The sequence below is a fragment of the Bradyrhizobium sp. CB1717 genome (assembly GCF_029714325.1).
In the GTDB taxonomy this organism is placed as follows: Bacteria; Pseudomonadota; Alphaproteobacteria; order Rhizobiales; family Xanthobacteraceae; genus Bradyrhizobium.
Window position 1 is genome coordinate 5005219 of sequence record NZ_CP121666.1, and the last position, 26896, is coordinate 5032114.

The 26896-nt window shown below is 60.3% G+C and carries 16 protein-coding genes and 1 tRNA gene; 6 read left to right on the top strand and 11 right to left on the bottom strand.

Going from position 1 to position 26896, the window contains the following annotated elements; genetic code table 11:
• Window positions 1-69: 69 nt before the first annotated feature.
• Window positions 70-1797, bottom strand: a complete 1728-nt coding sequence (locus tag QA649_RS23865) for an adenylate/guanylate cyclase domain-containing protein (RefSeq protein WP_283019335.1) — start codon at window positions 1795-1797, stop codon at window positions 70-72.
• A 402-nt stretch (window positions 1798-2199) separates the two neighbouring features.
• Here QA649_RS23865 and QA649_RS23870 point away from each other — a divergent pair, with 402 nt between their 5' ends.
• Window positions 2200-3123, top strand: coding sequence for a 2-dehydropantoate 2-reductase (locus QA649_RS23870; protein WP_283019336.1), 924 nt, complete (start codon window positions 2200-2202; stop codon window positions 3121-3123).
• A gap of 105 nt (window positions 3124-3228) precedes the next feature.
• Here QA649_RS23870 and QA649_RS23875 read toward each other — a convergent pair whose 3' ends face one another.
• The gene (locus QA649_RS23875; protein WP_283026084.1) at window positions 3229-3663 is read right to left on the bottom strand and encodes a hypothetical protein; all 435 of its coding nucleotides are present in this window, start codon (window positions 3661-3663) and stop codon (window positions 3229-3231) included.
• Window positions 3664-4423: 760 nt separating this feature from the next.
• Entirely contained in the window at window positions 4424-5545 is a 1122-nt protein-coding gene (locus tag QA649_RS23880) for a helix-turn-helix transcriptional regulator (RefSeq protein ID WP_283019337.1), read from the bottom strand.
• A gap of 474 nt (window positions 5546-6019) precedes the next feature.
• Between QA649_RS23880 and QA649_RS23885 the strand changes: the two genes are divergently transcribed.
• Entirely contained in the window at window positions 6020-18346 is a 12327-nt protein-coding gene (locus QA649_RS23885; protein WP_283019338.1) for an Ig-like domain-containing protein, read from the top strand.
• A gap of 344 nt (window positions 18347-18690) precedes the next feature.
• Here QA649_RS23885 and QA649_RS23890 read toward each other — a convergent pair whose 3' ends face one another.
• From QA649_RS23890 to QA649_RS23900, 3 genes are all read right to left on the bottom strand, one after another.
• Complete coding sequence (locus QA649_RS23890; RefSeq protein WP_283019339.1) at window positions 18691-19941, bottom strand: integrase arm-type DNA-binding domain-containing protein; 1251 nt, start codon at window positions 19939-19941, stop codon at window positions 18691-18693.
• Between the two features lie 161 nt (window positions 19942-20102).
• Window positions 20103-20192 (bottom strand) — tRNA-Ser (locus tag QA649_RS23895).
• A gap of 354 nt (window positions 20193-20546) precedes the next feature.
• Window positions 20547-20678 carry a hypothetical protein gene (locus QA649_RS23900; RefSeq protein WP_283019340.1) on the bottom strand — a complete coding sequence of 44 codons (132 nt, stop codon included), beginning with the start codon at window positions 20676-20678 and terminating at the stop codon, window positions 20547-20549.
• An 824-nt stretch (window positions 20679-21502) separates the two neighbouring features.
• On the opposite strand from QA649_RS23900, the gene QA649_RS23905 reads away from it, so the two are divergent.
• Window positions 21503-21781: a hypothetical protein gene (locus QA649_RS23905; RefSeq protein WP_283019341.1), complete on the top strand. Its 279-nt coding sequence runs from the start codon at window positions 21503-21505 to the stop codon at window positions 21779-21781.
• A 1114-nt stretch (window positions 21782-22895) separates the two neighbouring features.
• Here the strand turns inward: QA649_RS23905 and QA649_RS23910 are convergent.
• Complete coding sequence (locus QA649_RS23910; protein ID WP_283019342.1) at window positions 22896-23024, bottom strand: hypothetical protein; 129 nt, start codon at window positions 23022-23024, stop codon at window positions 22896-22898.
• Between the two features lie 1097 nt (window positions 23025-24121).
• Here QA649_RS23910 and QA649_RS23915 point away from each other — a divergent pair.
• Window positions 24122-24313: a hypothetical protein gene (locus tag QA649_RS23915; RefSeq protein WP_283019343.1), complete on the top strand. Its 192-nt coding sequence runs from the start codon at window positions 24122-24124 to the stop codon at window positions 24311-24313.
• 50 nt (window positions 24314-24363) lie between these two features.
• Here the strand turns inward: QA649_RS23915 and QA649_RS23920 are convergent, their stop codons facing one another.
• Window positions 24364-24588: a hypothetical protein gene (locus QA649_RS23920; RefSeq protein WP_283019344.1), complete on the bottom strand. Its 225-nt coding sequence runs from the start codon at window positions 24586-24588 to the stop codon at window positions 24364-24366.
• Window positions 24589-24841: 253 nt separating this feature from the next.
• On the opposite strand from QA649_RS23920, the gene QA649_RS23925 reads away from it, so the two are divergent.
• On the top strand, window positions 24842-25162 hold the full coding sequence (locus tag QA649_RS23925) for a DUF1476 domain-containing protein (RefSeq protein WP_283019345.1): 321 nt from the start codon (window positions 24842-24844) through the stop codon (window positions 25160-25162).
• A gap of 17 nt (window positions 25163-25179) precedes the next feature.
• Here the strand turns inward: QA649_RS23925 and QA649_RS23930 are convergent, their stop codons facing one another.
• Window positions 25180-25632 (bottom strand): GNAT family N-acetyltransferase, encoded by a 453-nt coding sequence (locus tag QA649_RS23930; protein ID WP_283019346.1) that lies wholly within the window; start codon window positions 25630-25632, stop codon window positions 25180-25182.
• Window positions 25633-25673: 41 nt separating this feature from the next.
• The gene (locus QA649_RS23935; protein WP_018641972.1) at window positions 25674-26252 is read right to left on the bottom strand and encodes a TIGR00645 family protein; all 579 of its coding nucleotides are present in this window, start codon (window positions 26250-26252) and stop codon (window positions 25674-25676) included.
• Between the two features lie 217 nt (window positions 26253-26469).
• Between QA649_RS23935 and QA649_RS23940 the strand changes: the two genes are divergently transcribed.
• Complete coding sequence (locus QA649_RS23940) at window positions 26470-26700, top strand: hypothetical protein (RefSeq protein ID WP_283026085.1); 231 nt, start codon at window positions 26470-26472, stop codon at window positions 26698-26700.
• Window positions 26701-26727: 27 nt separating this feature from the next.
• On the opposite strand, the gene QA649_RS23945 is transcribed toward QA649_RS23940, so the two are convergent.
• Complete coding sequence (locus QA649_RS23945; RefSeq protein ID WP_283019347.1) at window positions 26728-26856, bottom strand: hypothetical protein; 129 nt, start codon at window positions 26854-26856, stop codon at window positions 26728-26730.
• Between the last annotated feature and the right edge of the window lie 40 nt (window positions 26857-26896).

Genomic DNA, 26896 nt, shown 5'->3' on the forward strand with positions numbered 1-26896 from the left:
GGCGTCGTGCGGGGATCGTAGAACAGCTCGCTGCAAAGCAGAACGGATGGCCCGTAGTTCAATGCAGCCTCACCCCCTCCATCCGGCCTTGCCCAGACCGGCGACGAGATGTGCGTGGTCTTCTGGCCGAAACCACGGAGCTCTGTTGCGGACATACATGTCGAATGCCCCCGGTGCACGCGAGATGGCCTTTTCCAGTTCTTCCTTCGCGTCCGCCGTGCGGCCAAGCTGGCCCAGCGCCGCCGCGGACCAGCGGTAGATCATCGGAAAATCGGGATACGACCGGATCAGACGTTTTGCGGCCTCGATCGAAGCCTGGTATTCGCCGCAGAAATACAAACCGCATGCAATGTGTAACATGCGGACTGCCAGATAGGGATCGCGGGGATCGAGCCTGATACACGCGTTGAGAGCCGTGACCCCCTCCTTGGGTCGTCCGGCAAAGATCAGCGTCGCGCCTCGATGGCCATGCGCGATCGCCAGATTTGGACTCATAGAGAGAGCTCGCTCGATCTCCGCCAACGCATCGTCAGCCTCGCCGCGTGCTTGCAAGGCCCAGCCAAGGCACGAACGGGCTTCCGCATCGGCACCATCGAGCGCGACCGCCCGGCGGGCCAAGGCCTCCGCCGAGTGTTGCGCGTCTCGCAGGCCTATCTTCTGGTAGAGCGCGGCCGCTTGCAGCTGGTACAGAGCGAGCGCGCTGTAGCTGCCGCCAAAGTTCGGGTCGAGATCGATTGCCTGTCTGAAGAATTTCTCTGCGGTCTCATCGTCCTCTGCGGTCGCTTTGCTCAGGTGCCACAGGCCGCGCTGATAGGCTGCCCAGGCATCAAGGCTTCCCGGCGGCCTGCGCATGGCGCGTCGGAGCTCGGCGTCTGCAATGGCGGGCGCAAGCGCAATTGTCAGCGCTTCGGTAAGCTCGTCCTGCACGGCGAAAACATCCGCGAGATCGCGGTCGTAGCGCTCGGCCCACACATGATTGCTGGTCGCCGCCTCTATGAGCTGCGCGGTCACGCGGATCCGGCTGCCGGCCTTGCGCACGCTACCTTCAAGCACGTAGCGGACGCCGAGCTCGCGCCCGACCTGTCTCACATCAACCGCTCGCCCCTTGTAAGTGAACGACGAGTTCCGCGCGATGACGAACAACGAGGGATAGCGCGATAGCGCCGTGATCACATCTTCGGCTATTCCGTCGGAGACGAATTCCTGCTCGGGGTCGCCGCTCATATTGGTCAGCGGCAGCACGGCGACGGACGGTTTGTCAGGTAACGCGAGCGCCGGAACCTCGCGCGTCGCAGTCCGCAGGCCAGGGCCGATGATGATGCGGTAGACGTGGACAGGCCGGGCGATGTTCTTCAGAGTTTGCTCACCCGCTTCCTCGACGTCGAAAGGCACCTTGTCGCGCGCATGATTGAAGACAGTCTGAGAGATACAGATGCCGCCGGGTTCGGCGATGCTCTCGAGCCGCGCAGCGATGTTGACGCCGTCCCCAAAAATGTCATGGGCTTCGACGATGATGTCGCCGATATTGAGCCCCACACGGAAGAGAATGCGTCTGTCTACCGCGTCGTCGCTGGTAAGTTCGTTGATCCGGGACTGGAACTGCATGGCAGCCCGCACCGCTTCGACCGCACTTGGAAACTCCGCCAAAAACCCGTCGCCGGTGTTCTTCACGATGCGGCCGCCGTGCTGCACAATTGCGGGCTCGACACCTCCGGCGAGGAGTGCCGTCAGCTTGGCGTGGGTCGCCTCTTCGTCATTGTGCATGAGCCGAGAATAGCCAGCCACGTCGGCGGCCAAGATCGCCGATAATCTACGCTCGACTCGGACCCGCTCTTGCACCATGGCCCGCACCGTGCCCGCCAACCCACCAATATTCTACGACGGATCAGACCGCAGCGCCAAACGCACTTTGACGGGATCTCGGTCAATGCCGCTAAGTTGAAACGTCAGCCGCGCTGACCGGGGTGCGCCTGAATAGAGATCGATTGCGGGCCGCCAATGTCGCCCAATGGCCCTTGCCGAAGATGCCACTGACCGTCGGCACGTTGGCTCGTTGGCGTAGACCGGACGTTCGTCCAGTTCGGCCATCATTGGCAGCTTTTGACCCAAGGCGGACATCTTCTCTAGCCCAAAGGTTGCTCAGCATGCTTTGATGCACCTGCCAAAAGCGAACATCGGGGCAAGCAAATGCGGTATCTAGTGTTGGGTGCGGGCGGCACCGGTGGCTATTTCGGCGGCCGCCTCGCCGAGAGCGGAGCTGATGTTACGTTTCTCGTCCGCGACGGACGGCGCAAGAGCCTTTCCGAGCAAGGCTTGCGGATCGAGAGCCCGTTCGGGGATGCACAAATAGCGGCCAAAACGGTGGTCGCGGCGGAGGTGACGCCGGTCTATGACGCGGTGATCCTGACCTGCAAGGCATATGATCTCGATGCTGCAGTCGCTGCAATCGCGCCCGCCGTGGCGTCGAAAGGCTATGTTCTTCCATTCCTGAACGGCATTGCCCATATCGACGTCCTGAATGAGAAATTTGGCCGGCACCGTGTGCTTGGTGGCACGGCAAAGATACAGGCGACGATCATGCCGGATGGCGCGATCCGGCAGTTCAACGACTGGCGAACGCTTACCTTTGGCGAGCAATCGGGGGAGATGACCGAGCGCGTGAGAGCATTGGCCGCGCTGTTCGAGGCTGCGAAGGGCGTCGAGGTCTTCGCGGTCGCCGATATCGTTCAGCGAATGTGGGAAAAGCTGGTACACCTCTCGACCGCGGCCACCATGACCTGCCTGATGCGGGCAAATGTCGGCGAGATTGTCCGCACCCCTCATGGCCGTGAGCTGTTTCTCGATCAGCTTCGCTGTGGCGCTGCGATCGCCGCGGCCAATGGCCACGCGCCCAGCGCGGCCTTCATGAAATCGTGGGAAGAAACGTTCTCCCAGCAGGACTCGCAGTATTCGACGTCGATGCTGCGCGACATCGAACGGGGCGGGCGGACGGAGGTGGAGCACATCCTCGGCTTCATGTTGGGCATGGCTGAGCAGGCGAAGATACCGTGCAACACGCTGTTGCTTGCCTACACCAACGTCAAGGCTTTCGAGCAACGGCGCGCCGCAGGGCGTTTGTCCTGATGGCTTCACCGATGTCCGGTTCTGGCCCAATGCGAAGTGCACGATGTACGATATTTAGTCGCTATCGGGGGAAAAGCGGACGTCGCACACAATCCGCAGGCGGTCTTATTGCGCTAGAAATCTGAATGCGACAATCAGTGCCACCATGCTCGCGAAAATCAGCAGTGCCGGGAGGGATTTTCGGGTCATTGGCCTAGTCGAATGGCGCGCAGCCGATTGATCGGGTTGAGGTCTAGGTGGTCTCTGGGACCGCACGAGTTTGCCCTCTGTCGTTGGCGTTCGAGCCTTTGGTTCCGGCGCTGCGCCTACGCCTCCCATCTCGCTGTAATAAGCGCTGTAGACCTCGCGAACGGCCAGGGCCGTGGACTCGGCCTCGCTCATTGTCTCGAGCCGCGTTCGATAGTTAGCCAGAAAGCTTTGGGCGTTGGACGGCAGGTCATCGAAACCGCCGAGCTTGGCCATCATGAGCCAAGTGGCAAAATCCGCCTCAGCCTTCGTGCGCGCTTTCTTGGCGATACTGGCGTTGGAGCTAGAGGACATGGTGGTCCGATTGGTTTGAACCCGGCCGCGAAGCTGTTCTTCGACACCATACGCGCGGCGGTGGGGCAATTGGTAATCCAGTCACAGCAATGACGGCGCGGGAGAGTTCAAACGCGGACCTTACCGACTAGTCGGCTCCTGGCCCAGATTGAAGCGGACAGAGCGGGCTAGCCAGGGGAGGGCTCGCCTCTGCTGATGCCCCAACGACAGACCAACATTGAATCCTGATCCAGTTCCAATTAGTACTCTGCTCTGCGACGCACCATACGAACAGTGAGCGCGGTAACAGCGTCTGCAGGCTGATCCCTTAATGTCTGCGGATATCCACTCCTCCACACCGTTGTCGCCATTGCTTTGAGTTTTCAGCTGTTTTCTCCAAGAGCGCGCGGAGCGCAGTATCTAAGCCACGGTGACAACCCACGGCTTTGCGATCCATAGCACTCATTTGGGGTGCCTTCCATCGGTGAGGATCGAAAGCCTACTACGAGATGGATACGTGAACTCCGGGGGGCAGGCGGACATTCTGAAGATCGGCCGATCACTCGGCGTCGGCACCTCCGTCGTGCAGCGTGTAGTCGCTGGCATAGAGACCGCTTAGGCGAGGTTGCGGGCACGGAGCTAGAAAGCCGAGCATCAGCGTCTTCCAGGTTCTAAAGCCACTGCTCGGCCCTTCTTACGGGCCTTCGCTGACGCGCCAGCTGACCTCTTGCATACCGCGGAGGTGATGGAGAGCGCTCGATGCTTGCGACTTCGGCGTGCTTCACAGCTTAGCAGGATCACCTGATGGCCGCGTCGATCTTTCTAGGGTTGCGGTGAGCGCGACCAGCTCATGCTGCCGTCGCGCTCCCGTTTTGGCAAAGATTGTTTTCAACTCGCGACGTCCTGTTTCCTTTGCAATCCCGAGGTTGTCGCAAATTGCGCTCAATGCCTCACCCGTTGCTAGCCTCGCCGCAAGCCGCGCCTCCGCGGGGGACAATCCAAATGCGGCACGCAAAGCGGCTTCTTGCGGCTTCGAGCGAGCACCCGGCTCCACGAGAACGATGACGGCATGGCAGTCCGCAAAGACGTGCGAGGTGATCTTTGCGAGTTTCATAGGGTACGCGAGTATCGGCGGCAGTTCCCGACGTGGCATAGGAATTGGCGGCATCAGGGCGGCATCGTCGGCATTCCAAAGCAAACGATGAAGGGCGCGTTCGATCGCCGCAGTGGCAGACGGATCAACGGAAGTCAGCCGCCGAGCGCAAATTCGGATGTCTCCGGTTAGTAATCGATGGGCCAACCGATTTGATCGGATGACTTCTGCGCGCCGATTGAGGAGCACCGCGGCTGTTTGGCTGATGTCGAACGCTTCCAATGCAGCGTCAGCGGCGGCAAAGCCCAGCGCACGGGATACCGCTGCATTGGCAGACAACGATCTCGATAGGTGAGCCAGTCTCGATTTTTGCTGCGCCGAAAACGGATCTTGGTGCTGGCCGCGCTGAATCGAGAGGCCCCAAACATCGTCCCCACAGGCGATTTTCACACAAGCGAACCATCTAAGACCAAGGGGTGCAAGAAACTCTTGATAATAAGGAAGGTGTTTCATTTGATCGGGTGTCACGCAGTCGAGATCGTCTATGACACCGTCTCGCAGGAGCGTTGTCACACCGCGAAAGCGTTCGTCGCGCTTATGCCACCCATCTCTGAAATAGACCTCAATAGCCCGTGCCAGCCTCCCGCTTGAAGGTATATTGGGGAGAGGATCTCCTGAAATCGGCAGCAGGAGGGCTCCGCGACTCTCTGTTTGCTCCGTCACTACATCGAGAGCCTTTGACCAAAATGAGGGATCTACCGCGGCGGCAGCGAAAGCCTGTTCTACGAGAGTGAGGTTCCAAGTATTCATACTCGCCCCCCATCTCCGATCGCAAAATGTGTTTCTGAACACAAAGCGGGACAGGCAACTGGGATCAACTGATCCCTTCGAAGCAATAGCTCTTACGTATTACTCCCATTCCTCTTGTTGAGTATTCCCCACGGCTCGGGCGAGCGGCCAAGCCAAGGGGGAAGTGCGAAGTCATCATGCGACATTCTGCCCTCATGCCCCAAATGGGGCAAGACAGCTCTGGCTAGAAAGCCGCTAATCAAAGAGATGATGATCGCAGACACGCCTCGGTCCTCGCAGGTGCATTCATTAGTTGGGTTGTTTTGCCTAATCATTGTGGCCTGCCCGCCGGGGCGAGACACTTTTGGAGCTCGAGAGCGCGATCTCACTATATCGGTCGCAATTGCAAGAACACTGATCAGATTTCACTAACAGGCCGTTTGATGAACAAACGAATTTAGTCCTCTTGCACCGGGAGCTATTGGGGGGCAGGCTATGTCGACTCTCGATGGGATGTCACAGGGCTTGAATGGCCTCGTCTCGTACAAAGAACGAGATACTGCACTGAAGCTTGCGCCAAACGCAGTGCTGAGCGCATCCGGAAACTTCGGAGGCCAGACACTGGCTACCAGCGACGTGACCTCGGGTGTCAATGATGGTGATGGCAGAAAGAAGAACGGTCACGATGCTGATATTGCGCTCGCGGCAATCAAAGCGCCTGGCGTCAATCACGCGCCGGTCATTGATCTTAATGGCATCGCGGCGGGCACATCGGCAACGCTTCACTACAATGTTGGAGACGCGCTGACGGCGCTTGCTCCGGTCGCGACCGTTGTCGACGTCGATTCAGCGAATTTTGGTGGTGGTTCGCTGCACGTCGCCATTACGCAAAACGGAATCCGCTCTGATCAGTTGGCGATTGTAACAGATTCGATAGTGAGTTTAACGGGATCTGGAGGCAAGACCCACGTCAAGATCAACGGGGTACCAATTGGTGTGGTGTCGGGCGGGGAAAATGGCAACGAACTCGTCATAAGTTTTATCGGTTCGGCGACGTCAGATCGCGTTCAGATTCTTCTGGATCACATTGGATATTCGAATTCATCAAAGATTCCCTCTACGCCGACACGCGAAATATCCTTTAAACTTATCGACGGCGACGGGATCCAGCACGGAGGGAATGACACCGGTAACGCGGTCGCCTACGTCATTTTCGATTCTGCCCCGCCTGATACAGCGGCGGCATCTGGTGCGGGGGGCGAAGATGCGTCAGTGGCAATCGCGTTGTCCGGAAGCGATGCGGATGGGACAGTATCCTCCTTCAGGATTATCAACGTTCCGGCAAACGGAGTGCTCTACCGCGATGCGTTGCTGACCGCCCTGCTGCAGCCCGGCGACAGTGTTCCTGCCATCAACAATTCCGCACTTGTGTATTTCAGGCCTGCGCCGAATTGGAATGGGTCGACCGACTTCAATTACGCGTCGGTAGATAACTCAGGAGCGCAAGACGCGACGCCTGCAACAGCATCGATTACAATTCACCCGGTGAACGACGCACCAACGATCACTTCAGTGACGCTGGTGACGATCGGCGAGGATGCGGGTGCGTCGCCGGTGGGATTTTCGGCGCCGACGGACGTCGATGGCGACGCGCTGACCATCACGGTGACAAGTCTGCCTGCAAAGGGCACGGTGTATCTGGCTGACGGCATCACGGCGGTGGTGAATGGCCAGACGCTGACCAGCAGCCAACTGACCGGTCTGCTGTTCACGCCGGCGGACAATGCCAACGGCGATGCAGGCTTGTTCAGCTACACGGTATCAGACGGGATTGCAGCGCCGGTCGCCGGCTCGGTGGCGTTCACCATCACCCCGCAAAACGATGCGCCAGTGGTGGCATCGGCAACGCTGACCATCGCCGAAGACGCGCCCGCGGCTCCCTTGGGACTTTCCGCGCCCACGGACGCCGACGGAGACGCGCTGACCATTACGGTGACAAGTCTGCCTGCAAAGGGTACGGTGTATCTGGCTGACGGCATCACGGCGGTGGTGAATGGCCAGATGCTAACCAGCAGCCAACTGACCGGTCTGCTGTTCACGCCGGCGGCCAATGCCAATGGCGATGCAGGCTTGTTCAGCTACACTGTATCAGATGGGATTGCAGCGCCGGTCGCCGGCTCGGTGGGGATCAGCATCACGCCGGAAGTCGGTGGAGAGGTGACAACACCGATCATCTACCGGATCGAGGACGACACTGGCCTGGCCGGCGATGGCCTCACATCAGATCGGACACTCACACTTTCCGGGACAGCAACTCCAGGCAATTTCATTATCGTTTTCTTGGACGGACAGGAAATTGGGACAACAACGGTAGGCGCGTCCGGAGAGTGGATATTCGACTACTCGGCGGCCAGTTTAAGTGACGGCTCGTATTCGTTTTCGGCGGAAGCGCGCCTCGGCACCAGTACAAGCGACCGTTCGGATGGATTTGCGGTCGAGATAGATACCATCGCGCCCGCTCTGACCTCGTCGGAGCTCGCACGCTCGTCGGATACAGGCGCTGCCGGCGACCTGATTACTGAAGCGGCAAAGGTCACGATTGTCGGTCAGGCCGAAGCTGGAGCGACGGTAGCACTTGTTGGGACTAGCCTCAAAACCGTCGCAAATATCAACGGCGGCTTCTCGTTGCCCGGAATCGATCTTCCGCTGGGGACGAGCGAGCTTACGTTGCGCGTGGTTGACGCGGCCGGGAATGAAAATCATGCAAGTTTGACGCTCGAACGGATCGCGGCGAGCGGCGCGGAAAACGCTGCCCTTGCCTGGAATCAGACCACTCTTGATACGATCCGTGCCGACGGCGCCACGCCAATCGTTGCCTCGCGTACGCTGGCGATGGAGAGTATCGCCGTCCTGGACGTCCTTGCGGCTATTGACGGCACCCCCGCCATCATGGTGGGCCTCACGGCACCCGCGAACCTTTCGGTGGACGCCGCTGTCGCCGCTGCGGCGCATCGGGTGCTCGCGTATCTCTATCCTGGGCAAGCAGCAGCGCTGGACCAGAAGCTCGCAGCTGATCTCGCTGACATCCCGGAAGGAGACGACAAGGCGGCGGGACTTTCTTTCGGCAGAGCGGTAGCCGATGCCGTGATCGCCTTGCGTGATCATGACGGCTGGGACGCCTTCGTGACTTACAACGCCGAAGGCGCACCCGGACAGTGGGTCCCGACTCCGCCGATGTTCGATGTGCCCCTTGGGCCGCAATGGGGCTCGTTGACGCCTTTTGCGCTTCAGACAGGCGACCAGTTCCGGCCAGGCGCGCCTCCGAGCCTCGATAGCGCCGAGTATGCTGCAGCCTTTGACGAAGTCATGCGACTAGGTTCGGCCACGAGCAGCGAACGTACGGCCGAGCAAACACAGATCGCGCGCTTCTGGGCCGACGGGCTTGGATCCTTCACGCCATCCGGCCATTGGAACGCGATTGCGACGGAGGCCGCGCAGGCGGAGGGCCTCAGCCTCTCTGACTCAGCACGTATGCTTGCCATGCTCAACATTGGCCTGGCCGATGCCGGCATTGCCGCCTGGGACGCCAAATACTTTTACGGAAGCTGGCGGCCAATTACGGCCATTCGTCGCGCCGATGAGGATGGAAATCCGGAAACCACAGCCGATCCGACCTGGCAGCCGTTGCTCCTCACGCCTGCGTTTCCCGAATACATCTCGGGCCACTCAACATACAGCGCAACGGCGGCAACCATTCTGAGCGGTGTGTTTGGAGATTACGCCTTCTCAACGACAAGCATCGGACTTCCTGGCGTAACGCGCTCATTCGACAGTTTCGACGATGCTGCGGCGGAGGCCGGCCAGAGTCGCATATATGGCGGCATTCACTTCCAGTTCGCCAATATTGCCGGCCAAGCCACAGGACGCCTGATCGGTGATTGGGTTCTTGACGCATTTTCGGTTGAGGCCGACACGCGAGCGCCTGTTGTCCTTGTTGACCAGAGTGGCGGGCTGGTCACGGCGGGTGCGCTGACGCTGACCGGCTTTGCACTCGATAATCTCGCCGGTCTCGCTTCGCTGGAGGTGCAGCTCGATAATGGGCCAACGAAAAGCATATCCGTCGATGAGGTCGGACGCTTCTCGTTTGACGTGAGCACGTCATTCACTGGAATCACCGACGGACAACACGCGCTCATCTTCACCGCCAAGGACACGGCTGGCAACACCGGCGACCATGCCTTCATCTTCATACGCGATACAGCCGCGCCGACGATCACGCTAACCAGCTTCGCCGATGGCGCGGATGTCGATGCGGCGACGCGCCTGGTCGGAGCTGTTGATGGCACCGGTTCGACGATTGCGTCGCTGTCCTATCAGGTTGGCAATGGACCCATACGGCCGATTGTCTATGACCACGCGACTGGGGCCTTCGACGAGCTGCTCGAGCTCGGCACCGCGGCGCTAGGGGCGAACGAGCTGAGACTGTTTGCAAGAGACGCGGCCGGCCATACTCAAACGCTTGCGCTGTCGGTCAATTTGCCTTCACAGATTCCATTTGCAATCGACCAGTTGCTCCCGTCCGATGGGGCGGACGACATTGGCGTTACGTTCCGCCCGCAGGTGACCTTCACGCGCGCGGCCGATGCGGCCACCCTGAACGCGAACACGTTCTTTGCTACCGACGCGAGTGGAGCCAAGATTCCGGCCAACATCGTGGTTTCGCCGGATGGTTTACGCGCCTGGCTGTTCTTCGACGACCCATTGCCGGGCAGTTCGACGGTCAAGCTCAATCTCGATGGCGACGCGATCCGCGCCGTAGGTGACGGAGCGTTCCTGGATGGCGATACCGACGGAATTGATGGCGGCGATCTCTTGACTTCGTTCACGACTGTCAGCCGCACACCGCTGCCGAACACTACGATCACCGGCGTCGTGGTCGGCCCCGGCGCCGACCTCAAGCCGATGACCTATGACGACTTCCGCGCCGGCCTGGATGGCGCGGCGCATACATCAGACGATTTGTTCCTCGAGCCGATCGCCAACGCAAAGGTCTACATCCTCGGCTTTGAGGATCAGGCGGTGTTCACCGACGCGCAGGGTCGCTTTGCGCTGACCAACGTGCCGGGCGGTGTGGTCAAGGTTGCGGTCGACGGCCGCACTGCGACCAATGCGCCGGTGGGCGTCTTTTATCCCGAGATGGTGATGGACGTGAGTGTCCGCCCTGGGCAGGTCAACACGCTCATGGGCACGATGGGTTCGACCCAAGAGCAGATCGAAAACCTTAGCCGTCCGGAAGTCTATCTGCCGCGGCTTAGCACCGGTATTTTACAAACCCTATCCGATACGACGCCAACCGTGATCACAGCCGGCGCGGACGCGGGCCTTAATCTGACGGAAGCGCAACGCGAGGAGCTGCAGATCACCGTGCAGCCGGGCATCGCGCTCGACGAGAATGGCCGTCCCGTGGCGAACGCACAGGTTGGCATCCAGATGGTCGATCCGGCGCTCGTGCGCGACATGCTGCCACCTGGCATCATGCAACTCGCAGCCACGTTCACCATCCAGGCCCCCGGTGTTGCTGCGTTTGCAACCCCGGTGAAGATGTCGTTCCCCAATCTGTACAGTCTCGCGCCGGGAGAGAAGACATTCTTCTATTCTTTCAATCATACGACCGGCCTGCTCGAGATCAGCGGTACGGCGACCGTGTCCGCGGACGGCTTCTCGGTTGTAACGGATCCAGGTCAAGGCATCCTTGCACCAGGCTGGTATGGAGTCACTCCGCCCGGTAACCAAGCCCGGCTCCCCTTGGATGAAAACGGGCCGGAACTTCCAAGCAATGACCCGAACCTGCCAGAAGGTGTCAAAATAAATCCGGCGATGAGACCGGTTCCAAATTTGGACGGTGTCAAGGACGATCTTCTGAATCCTGAAACCTTGCTCAAGATCAGAGACGCGTTTCGGCATGTGTTTGGAGATGATGCAGACCTATTAATTAACTCTGGAAAACGCGATGGCACCGGAGGAAGTCAGCACAACCATGGCGAAGCACTCGATTTTCAAATTCCGCCGGGCACAACGAACGAGCAGCGGTCAGAGCTCATAAGGGAGCTGCGGGAAGCGCTGCCGAACGGATGGCGAATCGGTTTTTCCCAGGAGTTGGTAAACCTAGTAACCGGCACACCGATTTTGGGTGCGGATGGAAGGCCGATCGGAGTGCCATTGCCAAGTGCAAATTTTTTTGATCCGCCTCCCGGGCACATACACATAGACAACGGAAACAATGGCGTTCCTGTTGGTACTCGGCCATCGAGTAACGCAAATCAGCTGGAAATTTCCAACCTCTCTCTGGACCAAGGCTTGGCTGAGGCGAGTTCGCGCTTTAGCTTCTCAGACAACTACTTCACGATCAAATCGCTGACGGACGGGAACCTCATAAGGGGTGCTATCTCGCCGGGATCGGGAAATATTTTCTTAGCGTCAAATCAGGCATACTTGCTAGAGACTTTCGACGCTGATTCTGGATACGTCCTCAAACTAGAAATTCCAGCGAGGCAAAGCGGCCAAAGCATAGACGTAGCCAATTTCTTATTGCCCCGATCGGTTCCAGCTATTAGCCAAGACGACGGGATAAGCGGAGAAGATGCTGATAGCGAGATTGCTCTCGACTTCTATCTATTCAAACCCACCATCGATACTGATCACGACGGTCTTCCCGATGCGGCTGAGGAGGTTATTGGAAGTCTGGTCACATCAGCTGACAGCGATGGAGACGGGGTTTCCGATCTAGCAGAGATCAAGGCAAAGACGAATCCCCTCGACGGAGTTCCGGTTACGACCGGAGTGATTGCCGCGACTAGCGTTCAAGGCGAAGTTCGGCAAGTAACTATCGAAAGCAGCGTCGGTGTGGGTGGCTCTTCGGCCACGGCCTACGTAGCAACCGGTACTCATGGCCTCGCCGTCGTCGATGTCACCGATGCATTCAAGCCAGTGGTACGGGCCGAGCTCGATCTACCCGGCACCGCGGTTGACCTCGCCGTTGACACGTCGCTCAAGATCGCCGCCATAGCCGCGGGCGCCGGCGGACTTCATCTCGTCGACGTGTCCGATTCCGTCGCCCCGACACTGATCAAGACCGTCGCCGTCGGCGCCACCACCGTCGATATCATCGACGGTATCGCGTACGTCAACGACGGTGGCAAACTTAGGTCTTTTGACCTCGCCACCGGCGATGAAATCCAGACACTCGACCTGTTTGCCGCGGCTACGACTGTAACCGGCCTCGCACACGAGGGTTCGTTCCTCTACGTCCTCGACAACAGCAACATCGTGCACGCCGTCGAGGTGGTGAATGGCCTGCTTATGGTCGAGCGGGGTTCATTCCCCCTTGCGCTGGGACTGGGCAGCGTCGACCGCCAGCTGTTCGTCGCGGAGGGCGTGCTTCACGTGCCCGCCGGCGCGAGCTACGCCACGATCAACGTCGCCAATCCAGCGGCCATGTCGCTGATCAGCGGACCCGACGCCAACAACATCGTCGGCACGGCACTTGCGCTCAACGGCTCGGGTCTCGGTATTGCCGTCGGCAGCATTGCCGGCAACGCGATCGACATTGTTCGCACCGATGATCCTGCCAATACTGGCGATTTCGTCACCCGCATCACGCTGCCCACTGCGCCCACCTCGGTCGCCATTGGTAACGGTCTTGCCTTCGTCGGCGCCGGCAATCAGTTGCAGGTGGTGAACTATCTCGCCTTCGACACGCAAGGCCAAGCCCCGACCGTTACGCTTGCCAACTTTCCTGCGGACATCGATCCGACGCGTCCTGGCATCCAGGTTCAGGAAGGGCAGGTGGTCCCGTTCGGTGTGCGCATCGCGGACGATGTGCAGGTGCGCGACGTCGAGTTGCTCGTTAACGGACAGGTGCAGCGTGTCGATGGCGCCTATCCGTTCGATCTGCGTGCAGTCTTGCCGACCATTGCCGCGAATGACGGGACGAGCGTGACCTTGCAGGCACATGCTCGCGACACCGGTGGGAATGCGGGCCTCTCTGACCTCCTCACAATCGAGCTTGTTCCGGACACCATTCGACCGCAGCTAATGGACACCAACTTGGTCGATGGTGCGACCGTAGGTTCTTCGTTCAGAACGCTGCGGTTCAACTTCTCCGAGCCGCTCGATCCTGCGACGGTCTCGGCGGACAATTTTCACCTGTTTGGGCCTGATGGCGTCGAAATCGTGCCCACGGCCGTTCAGCTGAAGAACGGCGGTTTCACCGTGCAGCTCAGCTACGCGCCGCTCGCGCTTGGCGAGCATCGTGTGGAAGTCGACCTTGCCGAAATATCCGACCGCGCCGGTAATACGGTTGCCGCGAGCGTCCTGACCAAGTCGTTCAACGTCGCTAAATTCAGCATCGAGTGGATCGCCGCGACCGGAGGTAACGCCAACAACCCTGCCAATTGGAGCGAAAATCGCATACCGAACGCCAGCGACGATGCCTTCATTGATTTGCCCGTAGGCCAAATTGTCACTTTCAACAGCATCGGTACCGAGTTCGGGTCTTTGACCGTAACCGCAGCGACGCTGCAGCAGACGAGCGGAACGCTCACGATCTCGAATGGGCTGAAGTCGAGCGGAGCTGTCGGTCTCACCAGCGGCACGCTTGTGCTGAATGGCAATAGCAATAGCGTGGGCAGCCTTAGTCAATTGGGCGGCACTTTCTCTGGCATCGGAAGCATCGCGTTGGCGGGCGCTACATCTCTGTCCGGAGGTGTTCAAGCGGGCACCGGCACGACGGTGGCGCAGGGCGGAGCGGCATTCGGCAGCTTCTTTGCGCTGGATGGCGGGCGGGTGCTGCAGCTCGGCGGCAGCAGCACGGCCACGGGAACGTTTGCCCAGGTCGACCTCAACGGTGCCAACCCGACCACGGGGCTGAGCGAGATTGGCTCTGGGACGCTGATGATCGCGACCGGCGCGACGTTCGATGATCAGACGACGAGCAGTGGGCTGAGCATCATTGCCAGCAACTTCGGCACCACCGACGACGGCAGTACGGCGGCGGTGAACAACGAGGGTACCCTCATCAAGAGCGGGGCGGCAGCGACCTCGAGGATCAGCGCCGCATTCAGCAATCGGGGCGTGGTCGAGGTTCAGAACGGGACGCTGGTTCTGCTTGGCGGCGGTACCGACGCGGGAGCGATCTATCAGGGCGTCGGCATGGTGGAGTTCGCCGGTGGGACGCGGACGCTGGATGCTGCCTCTAGCATCACCGGCAATGCAACCTTCAGCGGCGGCACGACGACAATCAATGGGATCTATACCGGATCGGGCGGGACGACGGTGAGCGGCGTTGGCACGGTGACGTTTGCCGGTGCCGCGACCACCGGGTCTCTGGTGCAGACCGGCGGCCTTCTGGCCGGCAGCGGCACGCTGACGGCGACCGGGCCTTCTGCGTTCTCGGGTGGGACGCAGGGCGGCGCCGGCACGACACTGGCGCAGGGCGGGGCGGCATTCAGCAACTTCTTTGCGCTGGACGGCGGCCGGGTGCTGCAGCTCGGCGGCAGCAGCACGGCGGCAGGAACGTTCGTCCTGGTCGATCTCAACGGTGCCAACCCGATCACGGGCCAGAACGACGCTGGATTCGGGACGATGACGATCGCGGCCGGGGCGACGTTCGATGATCAGACGACGAGCAGCGGGCTGAGCATCATTGCCAGCAACTTCGGCACCACCGACGACGGCAGCACGGCGGCGGTGAACAACGAGGGCACGTTCATCAAGAGCGGATCGGCGGCGACATCGAGGATCAGCGCCGGGTTCAACAACCGTGGCGTGGTCGAGGTCCAGAGCGGGACGCTGGTTCTGTCTGGCGGCGGCACGGATGTCGCGGCGATCTACCAAGGCGCCGGCACGACCGAGTTCACGGGTGGCATCCGCACCCTCGATGCGGCCTCAAGCATCACCGGGAATGCGACCTTCAGTGGCGGCACGACGACCGTCAATGGGAGCTACACGGGATCGGAGACGACGACGGTGAGCGGCGGGACGGTAATGTTTGCCGGCGCCATGACGACCGGCTCACTGGTACAGACCGGCGGCCTTCTGGCCGGCGGCGGTACGGTGACGGCGAGCGGGACTTCTGCGTTCTCGGGCGGGACGCAGGGCGGCACCGGCACGATATTGGCGCAGGGCGGGGCATTGTTGAGCAACTTCTTTGCACTGGATGCCGGACGGGTGCTGCAGCTTGGCGGCAGCAGCGCGGCGACAGGAACGTTTGTCCTTGTCGAGCTTAATGGTGTCAACCCGAACACAGGCCAGAGCGAAGCCGGCTCCGGGACCTTGGCGATCGCGAGCGGAGCGACGTTTGAGGATCAGACGACGAACAGTGGGCTGAGCATAGTTGCCAACAACTTCGGCAGTGGCGACGACGGCCTGACGGCAGCGGTGAACAACTTCGGCACCCTCATCAAAAGCGGGTCGGCGGGGTCTTCAAGGATCAGCGTCGCGTTCAACAACCATGGCCTGGTCGAGGTCCAGAACGGCACGCTGGTTCTGTCCGGCGGCGGCATTGACGTGGGAGCGATCTATCAGGGTGCTGGCACGATCGAGTTCGCGGGTGGCATCCGCACCCTTGATGCGGCCTCAAGCATCACCGGGAATGCGACCTTCAGTGGCGGCACGACGACGATCGACGGGAGCTACACGGGATCTGGCACGACGACCGTGAGCGGCGTCGCGACGGTGGAGTTTGCCGGTGGCGCAACGACCGGCGCGCTGGTGCAGACTGGCGGCATTTTGACCGGCGGCGGCACGCTGACGGCGAGCGGTACTTCCGCGTTCTCGAACGGGGCGCAAGCCGGAACCGGAACGACGCTGGCACAGGGCGGGGCGGCATTCAGCAGCTTCTTCGCGCTGGATGGCGGACGGGCGCTGCAGCTCGGTGGCAGTAGCGCGGCGATCGGAGCGTTCGTTCTGGTCGAACTCAACGGCGTCAACCCGATTACGGGTCAGAGCGACGCTGGCTCCGGGACGCTGACGATCGCGAACGGGGCGACATTCGACGATCAGACGACAAGCAGCGGGCTGAGCATCGTTACCAACAATTTCAGCAGTGGTGATGACGGCAGCACGGCGGCGGTGAACAACCTCGGCACCTTCATCAAGAGCGGCTCGGGGGTAATTTCAACGATCAGCGCTGCGTTCAACAACAGCGGCGTAGTCGAGGTCCAGAATGGAACGTTGCGTCTGAGTGGCGGCGGCACCGATGTGGGAGCGATCTATCAGGGTGCTGGCACGATCGAGTTCGCGGGTGGCATCCGCACCCTTGATGCGGCCTCAAGCATCACCGGGAATGCGACCTTCAGTGGCGGCACGACGATCGTCAATGGCAGCTATACGGGATCCGGGACAACGACGGCGAGCGGCGGGACGGTGACGTTTGCCGGTGCCGCGACGACCGGCACGCTGGTGCAGACCGGCGGCCTTCTGGCCGGCAGCGGCACAGTGACGGCGATCGGGCCTTCTGCGTTCTCGGGAGGGACGCAGGGCGGCACCGGCGCGACATTCGCGCAGGGCGGGGCGTCCTTGAGCAACTTCTTCGCGCTGGATGCCGGACGGGAGCTGCAGCTGGGCGGCAGCAGCGCGGCGACAGGAACGTTTGTCCTGGTCGAGCTCAACGGTGCCAACCCGAACACGGGCCAGAGCGATGCCGGGTCGGGGGTGCTGACAATCGCGAACGGGGCGACATTCGACGACCAGACGACCAGCAGCGGGCTGAGCATCGTTGCCAACAATTTCAGCAGTGGCGATGACGGCAGCACGGCGGCGGTGAACAACCTCGGCACCTTCATCAAGAGCGGGTCGGCGGCGACATCGACCATTTCGGTCGACTTCATAAATCAAGGACTGCTCGTGGGAGAATCGGGCCTTCTGCGCTTCTCAGGTGACGTGGACAATTCTGGAGGAGTCATCCAGACCCAAGGCGGAAACCTCGAGTTCACGACGTTGGCAGGTGGAACGGTCGACGTTAACGACAGCACGGTGCATGTTCTTGGACATGCTCATGACGTTGTCATTGACTTCTCCTCAAACGAAGCGGGTACGATCAAGTTTGAGGCTGATGCACGTAGTACTGCCACGGGAGTAGAGTTTTGGGCAGCCACGGGACTGACCCTTGAGGGATTGGGCGTTGGAGATCAGCTCATTGTTCCTGAGGTTAGTCCAAGCGGCCCTGATGTAGTTGGCAACGAATATGTCCCAAACGCGACCGGCACGGGAGGAACACTGTATCTGACCTACGCTATTCCCGCGTCGGGGGCCGGCGGCGCGATTGCCTTCAACCTGGAAATTGGGGTCCTCGGAAACTATACGGCGGACAGCTTCGTTTTTGCTGATCAAGGCAATCACACCGTCATCACAATTGATCCCGCTACTGTGTCAGCCGGCCAGCAATCGACTGAACTTCAAAGCGCCTTCGCTCCATCGAATGAGGCTAGTGTCGAAAATTCGTCGATTGGGACTGTTTCAGGATCCGACGTGTTTGAGACTGCTGGATTTTCTTTCAAGGCCGACACTGCGTTCTCCGGTTTGCCTGCTGAAACGATCTCGGAAAGTGGCGCATTCACGCTTGAGACGATCGCTCCATCTGACTCAATAGCGGTCCCTGCATCGGCATCCGAAATGCTCTTTGGTTCGACGAACGATCCGGTCCAATTTGACACGTCGATCAGCGCAATCGATTTCATTTCAGCTGGCAATATCTCGACCGGCCTAGACCAAGAGCAACTTAAGAACTCGACCGTCCTGCAATCCGGTGATTGGACGATATGACTAACCTCGGAGGATGAGCTTCACGAGCCAAAAAACACCGTGAATCGGCGATTCCTTACGTTGGCTTCGACGCACGCGGGCCTGGCGGGCGGTGTCTTTGGCGTATTTCGGACCTATTGCAGATGGAAACACGGCGCTGCCGACGGATTTGGCCGTGGAGTGGCACCTCCAGGTCACCTATTTCCGCGAGTACAGAGCCAGACGAATCGCTGCAATCAGCACCCATGGCCCGCATGTGCAACCGCGGTCAGCATTCGCGCTCCTCGCTGATAATATTTGTTCCCAGCCATGAGTGAGAGCTCGGCAACACCACCATCATGGGGCGGTCCCGTGCCGACTGCTCTTCAGCTTTCCTCCGCTGGTTTTCTCATCCCACCCTCCGGTTTTGGAGCTGGAGCACATTGCTGCCGGTGAGGAATGCAGCCCAATCCTTCATTAGAGCCCGTCGCTTCTCCAACTTTTGGCCCCGCTGATAGGCTGCTGTGGTCTCGCTCTTGTATTTGTGGGCCAGCGCGGCTTCGCGTACGCCGTCCGGATAATCGGTGCATTCCTCCGCCCAAGTTGCAAAGGTTGATCGGGCCATGCACCGTCACGTGTCCGTAGCCAAGACGATCAAGCCCGGCGAGCATTGCGTTTTCGGAGAATGCTCCGCCATCAGGACTCGTGAAGATCAGTTCGCCTTGGCGTCTATCGCGCAGCTCGTCAAGCACCGCCAATGCAGGGGCGGACAGGGGAACGTAATGATCCTGGTCCATCTTCATTCGTTCGCCCGGAATTTTCCAAGTCGAGGTTGGCCGATCGATCTCGGACCAGCACGCCTCGACTGCCTCACTGGTGCGGCAAGCCGTGAAGATTAGGAAGCGCAACATGGCAGCAGCTCTGCCCGGAGCGCTAGCTAGAAGCGTCAAAAATGCCGGCGCCTCCGAATAGGGCAAAGCGGGATGATGTCGGACGACTCGCTTGGTGCGCTTTGGTAGTTTCTCGCGCATCTGCCGCGTAAGTTCGGCTGGATTGCGGAACTCCGGATCATCGATATCGACGTTCTTTGCGATGATCGTTTCAATTCGGCCGCGGACGCGGTTCGCAGTCTCCCGCTTCTCCACCCAGATTGGCTCCAGCAGATCGTAGATGTGGCTTGGCTTGATCTCCGGGATCGTCAATGTGCCGATGGTGGCGTAGGCGTAGCGCTTGAGGGAGGACGGCCACTGATCGCGATGCTTCTCACTCCACGTCGACCAGTTCGCCCGGATGTAGGCTTCCGCGCATTCTTCGAAGGTCGGCAATACCACCTTGGTCACGGTGGCTTTCGCCGCTTCGCGCGCCTTTCGACGTTCCTGGACGATGTCGACCCCGGCCGTGCTGCGATCGCCTTTCACGCGCAGCCGCGCCGCATCCCGGGCAAGCCGCGCGTCCTTTAGCGATACCTCCTTCGACGAGCCAAGACCGTGCCACCGCTCTTTCCCGTCTTTCCAGTATCTATAAGACCAGCTTTTCGACGCTGGTCCTGTGACGATCAAGTAGAGGCCGCCGCCGTCGGCGTATTTGCCGGGCTTTATGAGACGCTCTACGTCGAGTGGTTTGAGCCGTCCAGCCATTGTTCCTCCGAGAGAACCGTCCTCCGAACCCACGGTCTTCAGCTACGGTCAGTGACCCGATTAGGAAGAACACCGACGAACTGTGAAGTACAGCCCTTCGGCATAAGTCACTGAATTTGCTGTGGAGTTCGAACGACCACGAACAGTGGCGAACAATATACTGGCGGAAGGGGTGGGATTCGAACCCACGGTACCCTTGCGGGCACGCCGGTTTTCAAGACCGGTGCCTTAAACCACTCGGCCACCCTTCCAAGTCAACAGTTTCAAGTGCTTAGCGGTCGGTTCCGGGAGAACGAACCGCGAAATTGGCACCCGATTGGCACCTAACCTGCCAGCGCCGCATTGATCGCCGCTGCCGCCTTTGCCGTCGTCGTTCCTAAACAAGTGGGGGTAGACACGCAAGGTCAGTCGCGGTCCGCGGCGCTGGAGACTAGGCGCCACTCTTCGCGCGAGCGCGAAGGTAGGTTGAGATGGGTGGGACAACCAACAATAACAGTATGAACATCACCATTTCCGGCGATGCCAGCAGAGACGAGGTCGGGAGAACGATGTTCCAGGCCGGCCAGGCCTTGGCTAGGCAGCTAGCCGCGGTGGGTCGATAGATTCTAGTTGCCCATGGCCCGCATAGCGTTGTCAGTCATCTGACGGCGCCAGGAGGCGCGCTCTTTGAAACGCGCCTTGGCTAGCATCGCCACGCTGACGAGCAGGAGAAAAGCCACGGTACCGATGGTAGCCATCGTCGTCTCCACGGTGATCCCTCTTCTGAGAATCTGAATCAACCCGGGGCTGTTTTCAAGGGCAAAGCTGCGGTTGGCAAAAAAGCCGCTAGGGGGCGTTGGGCCCGTAAGCAGATTAGATAGGCCGCTCTCACCCGAAACCGGCTCAATCGGGAAAAAGTGGCAATTGGACCTGGGAAATCAGATTCAGCGGATAGATACGTAACTTCTCAGTGAGCGCACAAAAGACGCGCTTCTCTGTGGACGCACCGCCCTCGCTTTTAGCGAGCGAGGGCGAGGCCTTTTCAGGGTGAAGTCTATCGCCGATTTTTGTTTCTCTCACAGAACAGAAGCCCTGCCACTCTTGACTTGGGCGCCGATGCACCGCCTCCGGCATCTGCAACTGTAAAGCTTGGGCTTACTCCATTTGCGCCTAGCTGGAATGTATTGCCGACCCCGGCAACAAGAGCCCCGGCAGCAGGTGCATACTCCTGCCACCCTTTCGGACAGCTGGGCAGATTGAACGCCAGAACAGTGTGCTCCGGTAAGTCTTGTGCGTCCGCCGGGAAGCAGGAAACGCTCAAGAAGACGATCGACATCACGGCAGCAATTCTCATGATTAAATCCTTTCAGTTAAAAATGCCCCGGAGCAGCATAGTTTGACCGATATTTTTATGCCTGCCTAAACAGGAAGCCGTTGCACAACATTGAGCCAGCGCATGCAGATTTTTAGGAGAAATTGGCGCGTAACGCGGTTCGCTGCCTCAGTAGTGGCTTCATAAACATTTAAGAGCATGCATAAATGCTGGTTTGGTGATTTAGATTCGTCGAAAAGGTTTTTCCGAATGGCATTAGCAGCCGACCATCATGATCTGTTTCGTTTGATCCTGGCATTTCAGAAGATCAAAGACCCGGACCTGCGCCGAATGGTTCTTCAGCATGTAGAGAAGTTGGAACAGCAGCGGACGACGCCGGAAGATCATCAGTCAGCCGACGATCTGAGGATGCCGCCTAAGCGTTTTGCTGATGACGCGGCAGCCAAGAGCGGTGTCGCACAGCCGGAGCCGGACACTGCCGTCAACTGCGCTGGCCTTCAAATGTTAGCCGGTCCAGTTTCAGGATAGAGCGGCCAGATCGAAACACAGCTTGGGCCTTCCTTCTGCCTCCGGGACAATCTGGCACAAACTGCATAGCCAGGCCTGGGGTAACTTAGGTTAGGATAGGGCATGGGTAGAGAACTACTAGTGGGTGTGCTTGCCATTGGCGCTGGTGTTTTCACCGTGGCCGCCGCAACGGCGATAATCTTTAGTCTTTGATTTATCTCAAGTAGCTCACGCGAGCCGCCCGCATCCTCCCATCCGCTGGGAGGCGACAATGACAATGCGGCCTTGGATGTTGCATGCGCTGGCGTGGGGTGCAGCCGCCCTGGGCTTGGCGGCCATCATCTCAATGAGCATGTAGGGGGCCGTCCCTGTTGCACTTGCGCCTGTTAGGCGGTTTGGGCGCGCTATCCCGCTTATTCACAGGGGGCGGGTGCGCCGAGCTGGCGGGAGAAGTTTACGGGGGGCTGTCGGCACCGGGGCGGCGTTGCAGGGCTTCGATAGCGTTCCGATAGTACTCTGCCACCTTGAGAAGACCCTCGCGCTCAAGGTCGAAGGAAGCAATGGCCGCGTGCTCTCTGCAGGCGCGTTCGAGTCTGCGGAATTCCTCTAATTCCCGGTTCACCGGCAGTTCCTCAGACCGGAGGGATGACGACAGCTAGATTATCAGCAGCAAAGACAATGTACCCAATTGCCGAAAGTTCCCGCATTATCAAATGTCAACCTGCAAGCGAAACCTGACCTTTGGTACAAGCATGGTCCGGTCCTGGGTGCTACGTGCGCGCGAGCTCGCGAAGTGCGGGGCTCAGGTACCGCAGACTCTTGGCCGCCTTGAGGGGACGGTCAGGGACAATCAAGCGAGCCGGCAGAAGCTCGCCGATGAGTTCGCGGATCTGCAGCGCAAAGTGGCAGCGCAAGCCGGTGAGCGGAAGCTGTTATCCCATCGGCTTGGACCGCTCAGTTCGCGCGTCGACGCCTTGGATTCCGCGAACGCCGCCATCAACAATCCGGGGCAAAAAGGCAGGTGGGGGAGCCATGGAGTTACGACCCATGCTCTAGCGGTGCGCGGCTCCAGCCATACCGCATCGACCGCGACTGCCGTCACAGTGCTGCGACACCAAGGGGCGCTCATTGCGTCTTAGCGGGGCGAGAATTCGTACCTCTCCAGTCGCTCAATCGCTGCCTGGCGTTCGTGCTGGCCAAGCCAGACCAGCGCCAAAAGCAGCGTGCCGCAAAGCGCCGCAAGCCCGAAAACCAGACGCTTCATGGCCTGTGAATTCGAGTGCGCGGGTAAGGTTCCTGACGAGGAAGGGCATTGACCGGCCCGGTGATGGCTCGTCCTTCTCGAGGACAAATACGTTGAACGTCTTCGCAGGGGAGGACGCTTGTTGTTGGCCCTCGTGAACGGCGCGCTCTGTCGGGAAAAAGCGGCAACCTCCGGCCGGGAATCATGTAAGCTCCACGGTGCGGCCGTGTCCATTGAAGCCCCTATCGGCCGCAAATCTGGGAATGCACGGCCTTGCTTTCTCTGCCCGGAGAGAGCGGGGCCGTTTTTATGATGGAGATCGTTTGGGACTGCGCAGGACGTCAATCCGGTTGCGACACAGGTCGCCAATTCACAAAATCGAGCTTTTGCCCTGCCATTCGTTGACGACCGTTTTGGAGCAGGCGCAGCAGAACCTGCGAGGCTCATGGTCGTGTCGGGAAATCGAGATGAGAGTAGGCCCGGCTGGCGATCCCGAATGATGTCCCCAGTAAACCTGCCGGCCCGTTACCAGCGGGTCTTTCTCGTCAGGCGAGGCAGGCCAGGATGGCAAGCACGACATCGGCGCCGAGTTCGCCTGAGTACATCCAGAAAGCAATTCCAGCACCGAGCGTAAACGCAATCACCTTGAGAGCAATCATCGTCAGTCTCCCCTTGAAAGTTCGGGAAAAACTAGCAGCGCTCTGTTTCCGGGATGCTTCGCGCGGGGAGGCAAGTGGTTTCCTTCACCGAACCGTTATCCGCTCTCGTCCCTGGCGTCCTTGCGGCCCGGGATTGGACGTCGCCGGCAGCGGCGACGGATTTTTGCGAAGATGCCGGGATGCCACTGTTGTGCCCGACGGGCCAAACGTGCCTTCGTGGGTGCATAAAAAGTCGTTGTGCCAACACGACTTAGCTACTGTGCATGGGGTTGTTTTCGCTATTTTTGCTTGAGCGGCCTTCCGGCGGGGTGGACAGCTCCGATTCCGCTGTGGGCGGGCCGCCGGTCCGGGCGCGAGCTTCTGCCTGTATCACCCTGAAAAGGCAGGCATTTCGGTTTGCCTCGCCGCACCCGAGATCCGACATGCGGAACTCATTCCTCACCTCCGCGTTGTCTCGCCATGACTGAAGACCTTTCCTTCCGACGCAAACCCCTGACCCCCGAACAGCGCCAGGCGCGCGATGCGGCTCGCCGGATCGAGGCCGAAAAGGCCATGCGCGATCACGAAGCGGCGCAGAAGGCGTTTTACGCCAACAAGGAACGGCTGAAGGCCGAGCGGCTCGCACGTGAAGCTGCGGCCGCGAAAGGCTGACGGCGCCCGGCCGCAGCCCGCCGATATCCCCTGGATCGACCGCCCGACGCCTAGTGCCGCTTGGACGTGCCCTTCGCGCTCAAGGCCAGCTTGAATGCCTGGACGGCTTCTGCGAATGCCCCGCGGGGCGATTGTGCCTCGATCGCTTCGGCCGCGACGCGGCAGTCGTTGGCGACCTTGAGCAACCCGCTTCGTGCCAGGTCCATGGTGGAAAGGGCGGCCTGCTCCAGGCAGAGGCGTTCAAGCCGTCGAAACTCCCGCAGCTCTCTGTTCATGCGTCAGCTCTCGATGTCCCCCGGCCATGCGGCGCTGAGTCTGCTTAATAGACGGTTAACACTTTCCAGTAGCTGATCTGGCTGGCACGGAGCTGGCGGCAGCGGTGAACACACGCGCCTGTTGCACGCGGCAGGCTTGACGGCGTTTGCCTTCCGCCGGAAGCTTCAAATGATCCTCAACTGACGCGAAATACGGAGACGTTCGCTTCCGGCCAATCCGATCCTCTTCAGTGACAACGCAATGGAGCTGACCATGACCACGTTCGACAAGCGCGAGCAGGGCTTCGAGGCCAAATTCGCCCATGACGAGGAGCTCATGTTCAAGGTGACGGCCCGGTCCAACAAGCTGCTTGGACTCTGGGCCGCCAGCCAGCTCGGCCTCAGCGGCGATGCCGCAGCCAGCTATGCGGCGGCGCTGGTGACGGAGCATCTGGAGAGCCGGACGATCGACGAGGTCCTGGACAAGGTGTCGGGCGATCTTGCCGGCAAGGGGGTGGCGCGCGAGCAGGTCGCCCAGAAGCTTCAGGAATGCCTGCATCAGGCCATGCAGCAGCTCGAAGCAAAAAAAGAGTGAGCGCCGCGCGCCCTTGCTCACAGCTCCATGTGGATGATCTCGATGGGCTCGCCGCCGAGGCCGTGAGAGAACTGGCCTTGGCCCATTTTTCTGAAGCCGTAACGTCGGTAGAAGGCTTCGGCGTTGATCGTGGCTTCAAGGCGGATCGGCGCCTGGGCCACGCCGATGTCGAGCAGCCGTTTCCCGACACCGGAGCCGGCCGCCTCGGGCAGCACGAACAATCGGGTGACCTCGCCGGGCTCGGCATCGACGAAGCCGATGACGACGTCGTTGCGAAGACAGACGGTCATCCGCTCCTTGGCGATGAGCTCTTCATAGAACCGGGGCGTCCGTTCGCCCATCCAGTTCTCGATCTGGGCCGGTGAATAGCATCCGCGCGAAAGACCCGCGATCGAGGCCTTGGTGATGTCAAACACGGTCTCCGCGTCGTCCGCGCGCGCCGGCCTGAAGGAGATGTCGTCGGCGGGCATGGGAACTCCGGAGCCGGACGGTGTATCGCAACTCGAACGCCTCACTCGGCGTGTCTGCGCATTCCGGAATCGCTGAGCTTGTCGACATAGGCAATCCCGAGCGCCGAGACGATGAAGGTGATGTGGATCAGCACCTGCCACATCACGCCGGTCTCGGTGAAGCCGGCGCGGCTCGAGCCGAGATTGCCGGCCTCGATGAAGGTGCGCAGCAGCGCGATCGAGGAGATGCCGATGATGGCCATGGCCAGCTTGATCTTCAGCACGCTCGCATTGACGTGGCCGAGCCATTCCGGCTCGTCCGGGTGGCCCTGGAGGTCGAGCCGCGAGACGAAGGTCTCGTAGCCGCCGACGATGACCATCACCAGCAGGTTGGAGATCATCACGACGTCGATCAGCGCCAGCACGCTCATCATGATCTGTTGCTCGGTGAGATCTATCGCGTGCCAGGAAAGGTGCCAGAGCTCCTTCAGGAACAGCACGATGTAGACGCATTGCGCCACGATCAGTCCGAGATAGAGCGGCAATTGCAGCCAGCGCGAGCCGAAGATGATCATCGGCAGCACGCCAAGGCGCGGCGAGGGCAGGCGGGGTTCGGTCCTTGGCTCAGGCTCAACCGACATTCAGGCAGCATCCTCGCGAGCAGAGACGATCTCGCTTTTCTGTACCCCGACAAGATGGCCGGCGGAAGACGTGCGGTGCGCCTGGCAAGGCTTGCCGGCGATCGCGCCGTTTCGTGCTAGCGTGGACGCGGCCGTCGGGGGACGGCCCGGATCAGGGAGGAGTGACGTGCCGAACAGCTTTGGCGGCGGGCTTGGGAGAATCGCGCTTGTTGTGGCGATGATGCTCGGTGCCGGCGGGGTGTCGGCGACGCCGCTGACGCCGTTTCGCTACGAGGCGCAGGCGCAGCGCCATTGTCCGCATGACCAGGTGGTCTGGCTGGATTTCAGGAAGGGCGTCTACTACGCCAGGAGCCAGAAGCGTTACGGCCAGGGTTTTGACGGCAGCTTCGTCTGCCGTAACGAGGCCCGCGAGAGCTTCTATAGGCGGTCATTGCTCGGCCTGCGCTGAGCGCGTGACTGGCGCGCCAGGACGCCGTTACTTCTGGCTCGGCAGCTTCACGGGTACATGCGGGGCGGTGCTGACGATGCGGGGGCTTCCGTCGGGATAGGTGCGGTCGCCGCGGATCAACGATTCCAGAACCAGAAAAAATTTCTCAGCAAGCATTTGCGTCACCTTCGTTGGTGATGGCCTCTTGAAATGAGTC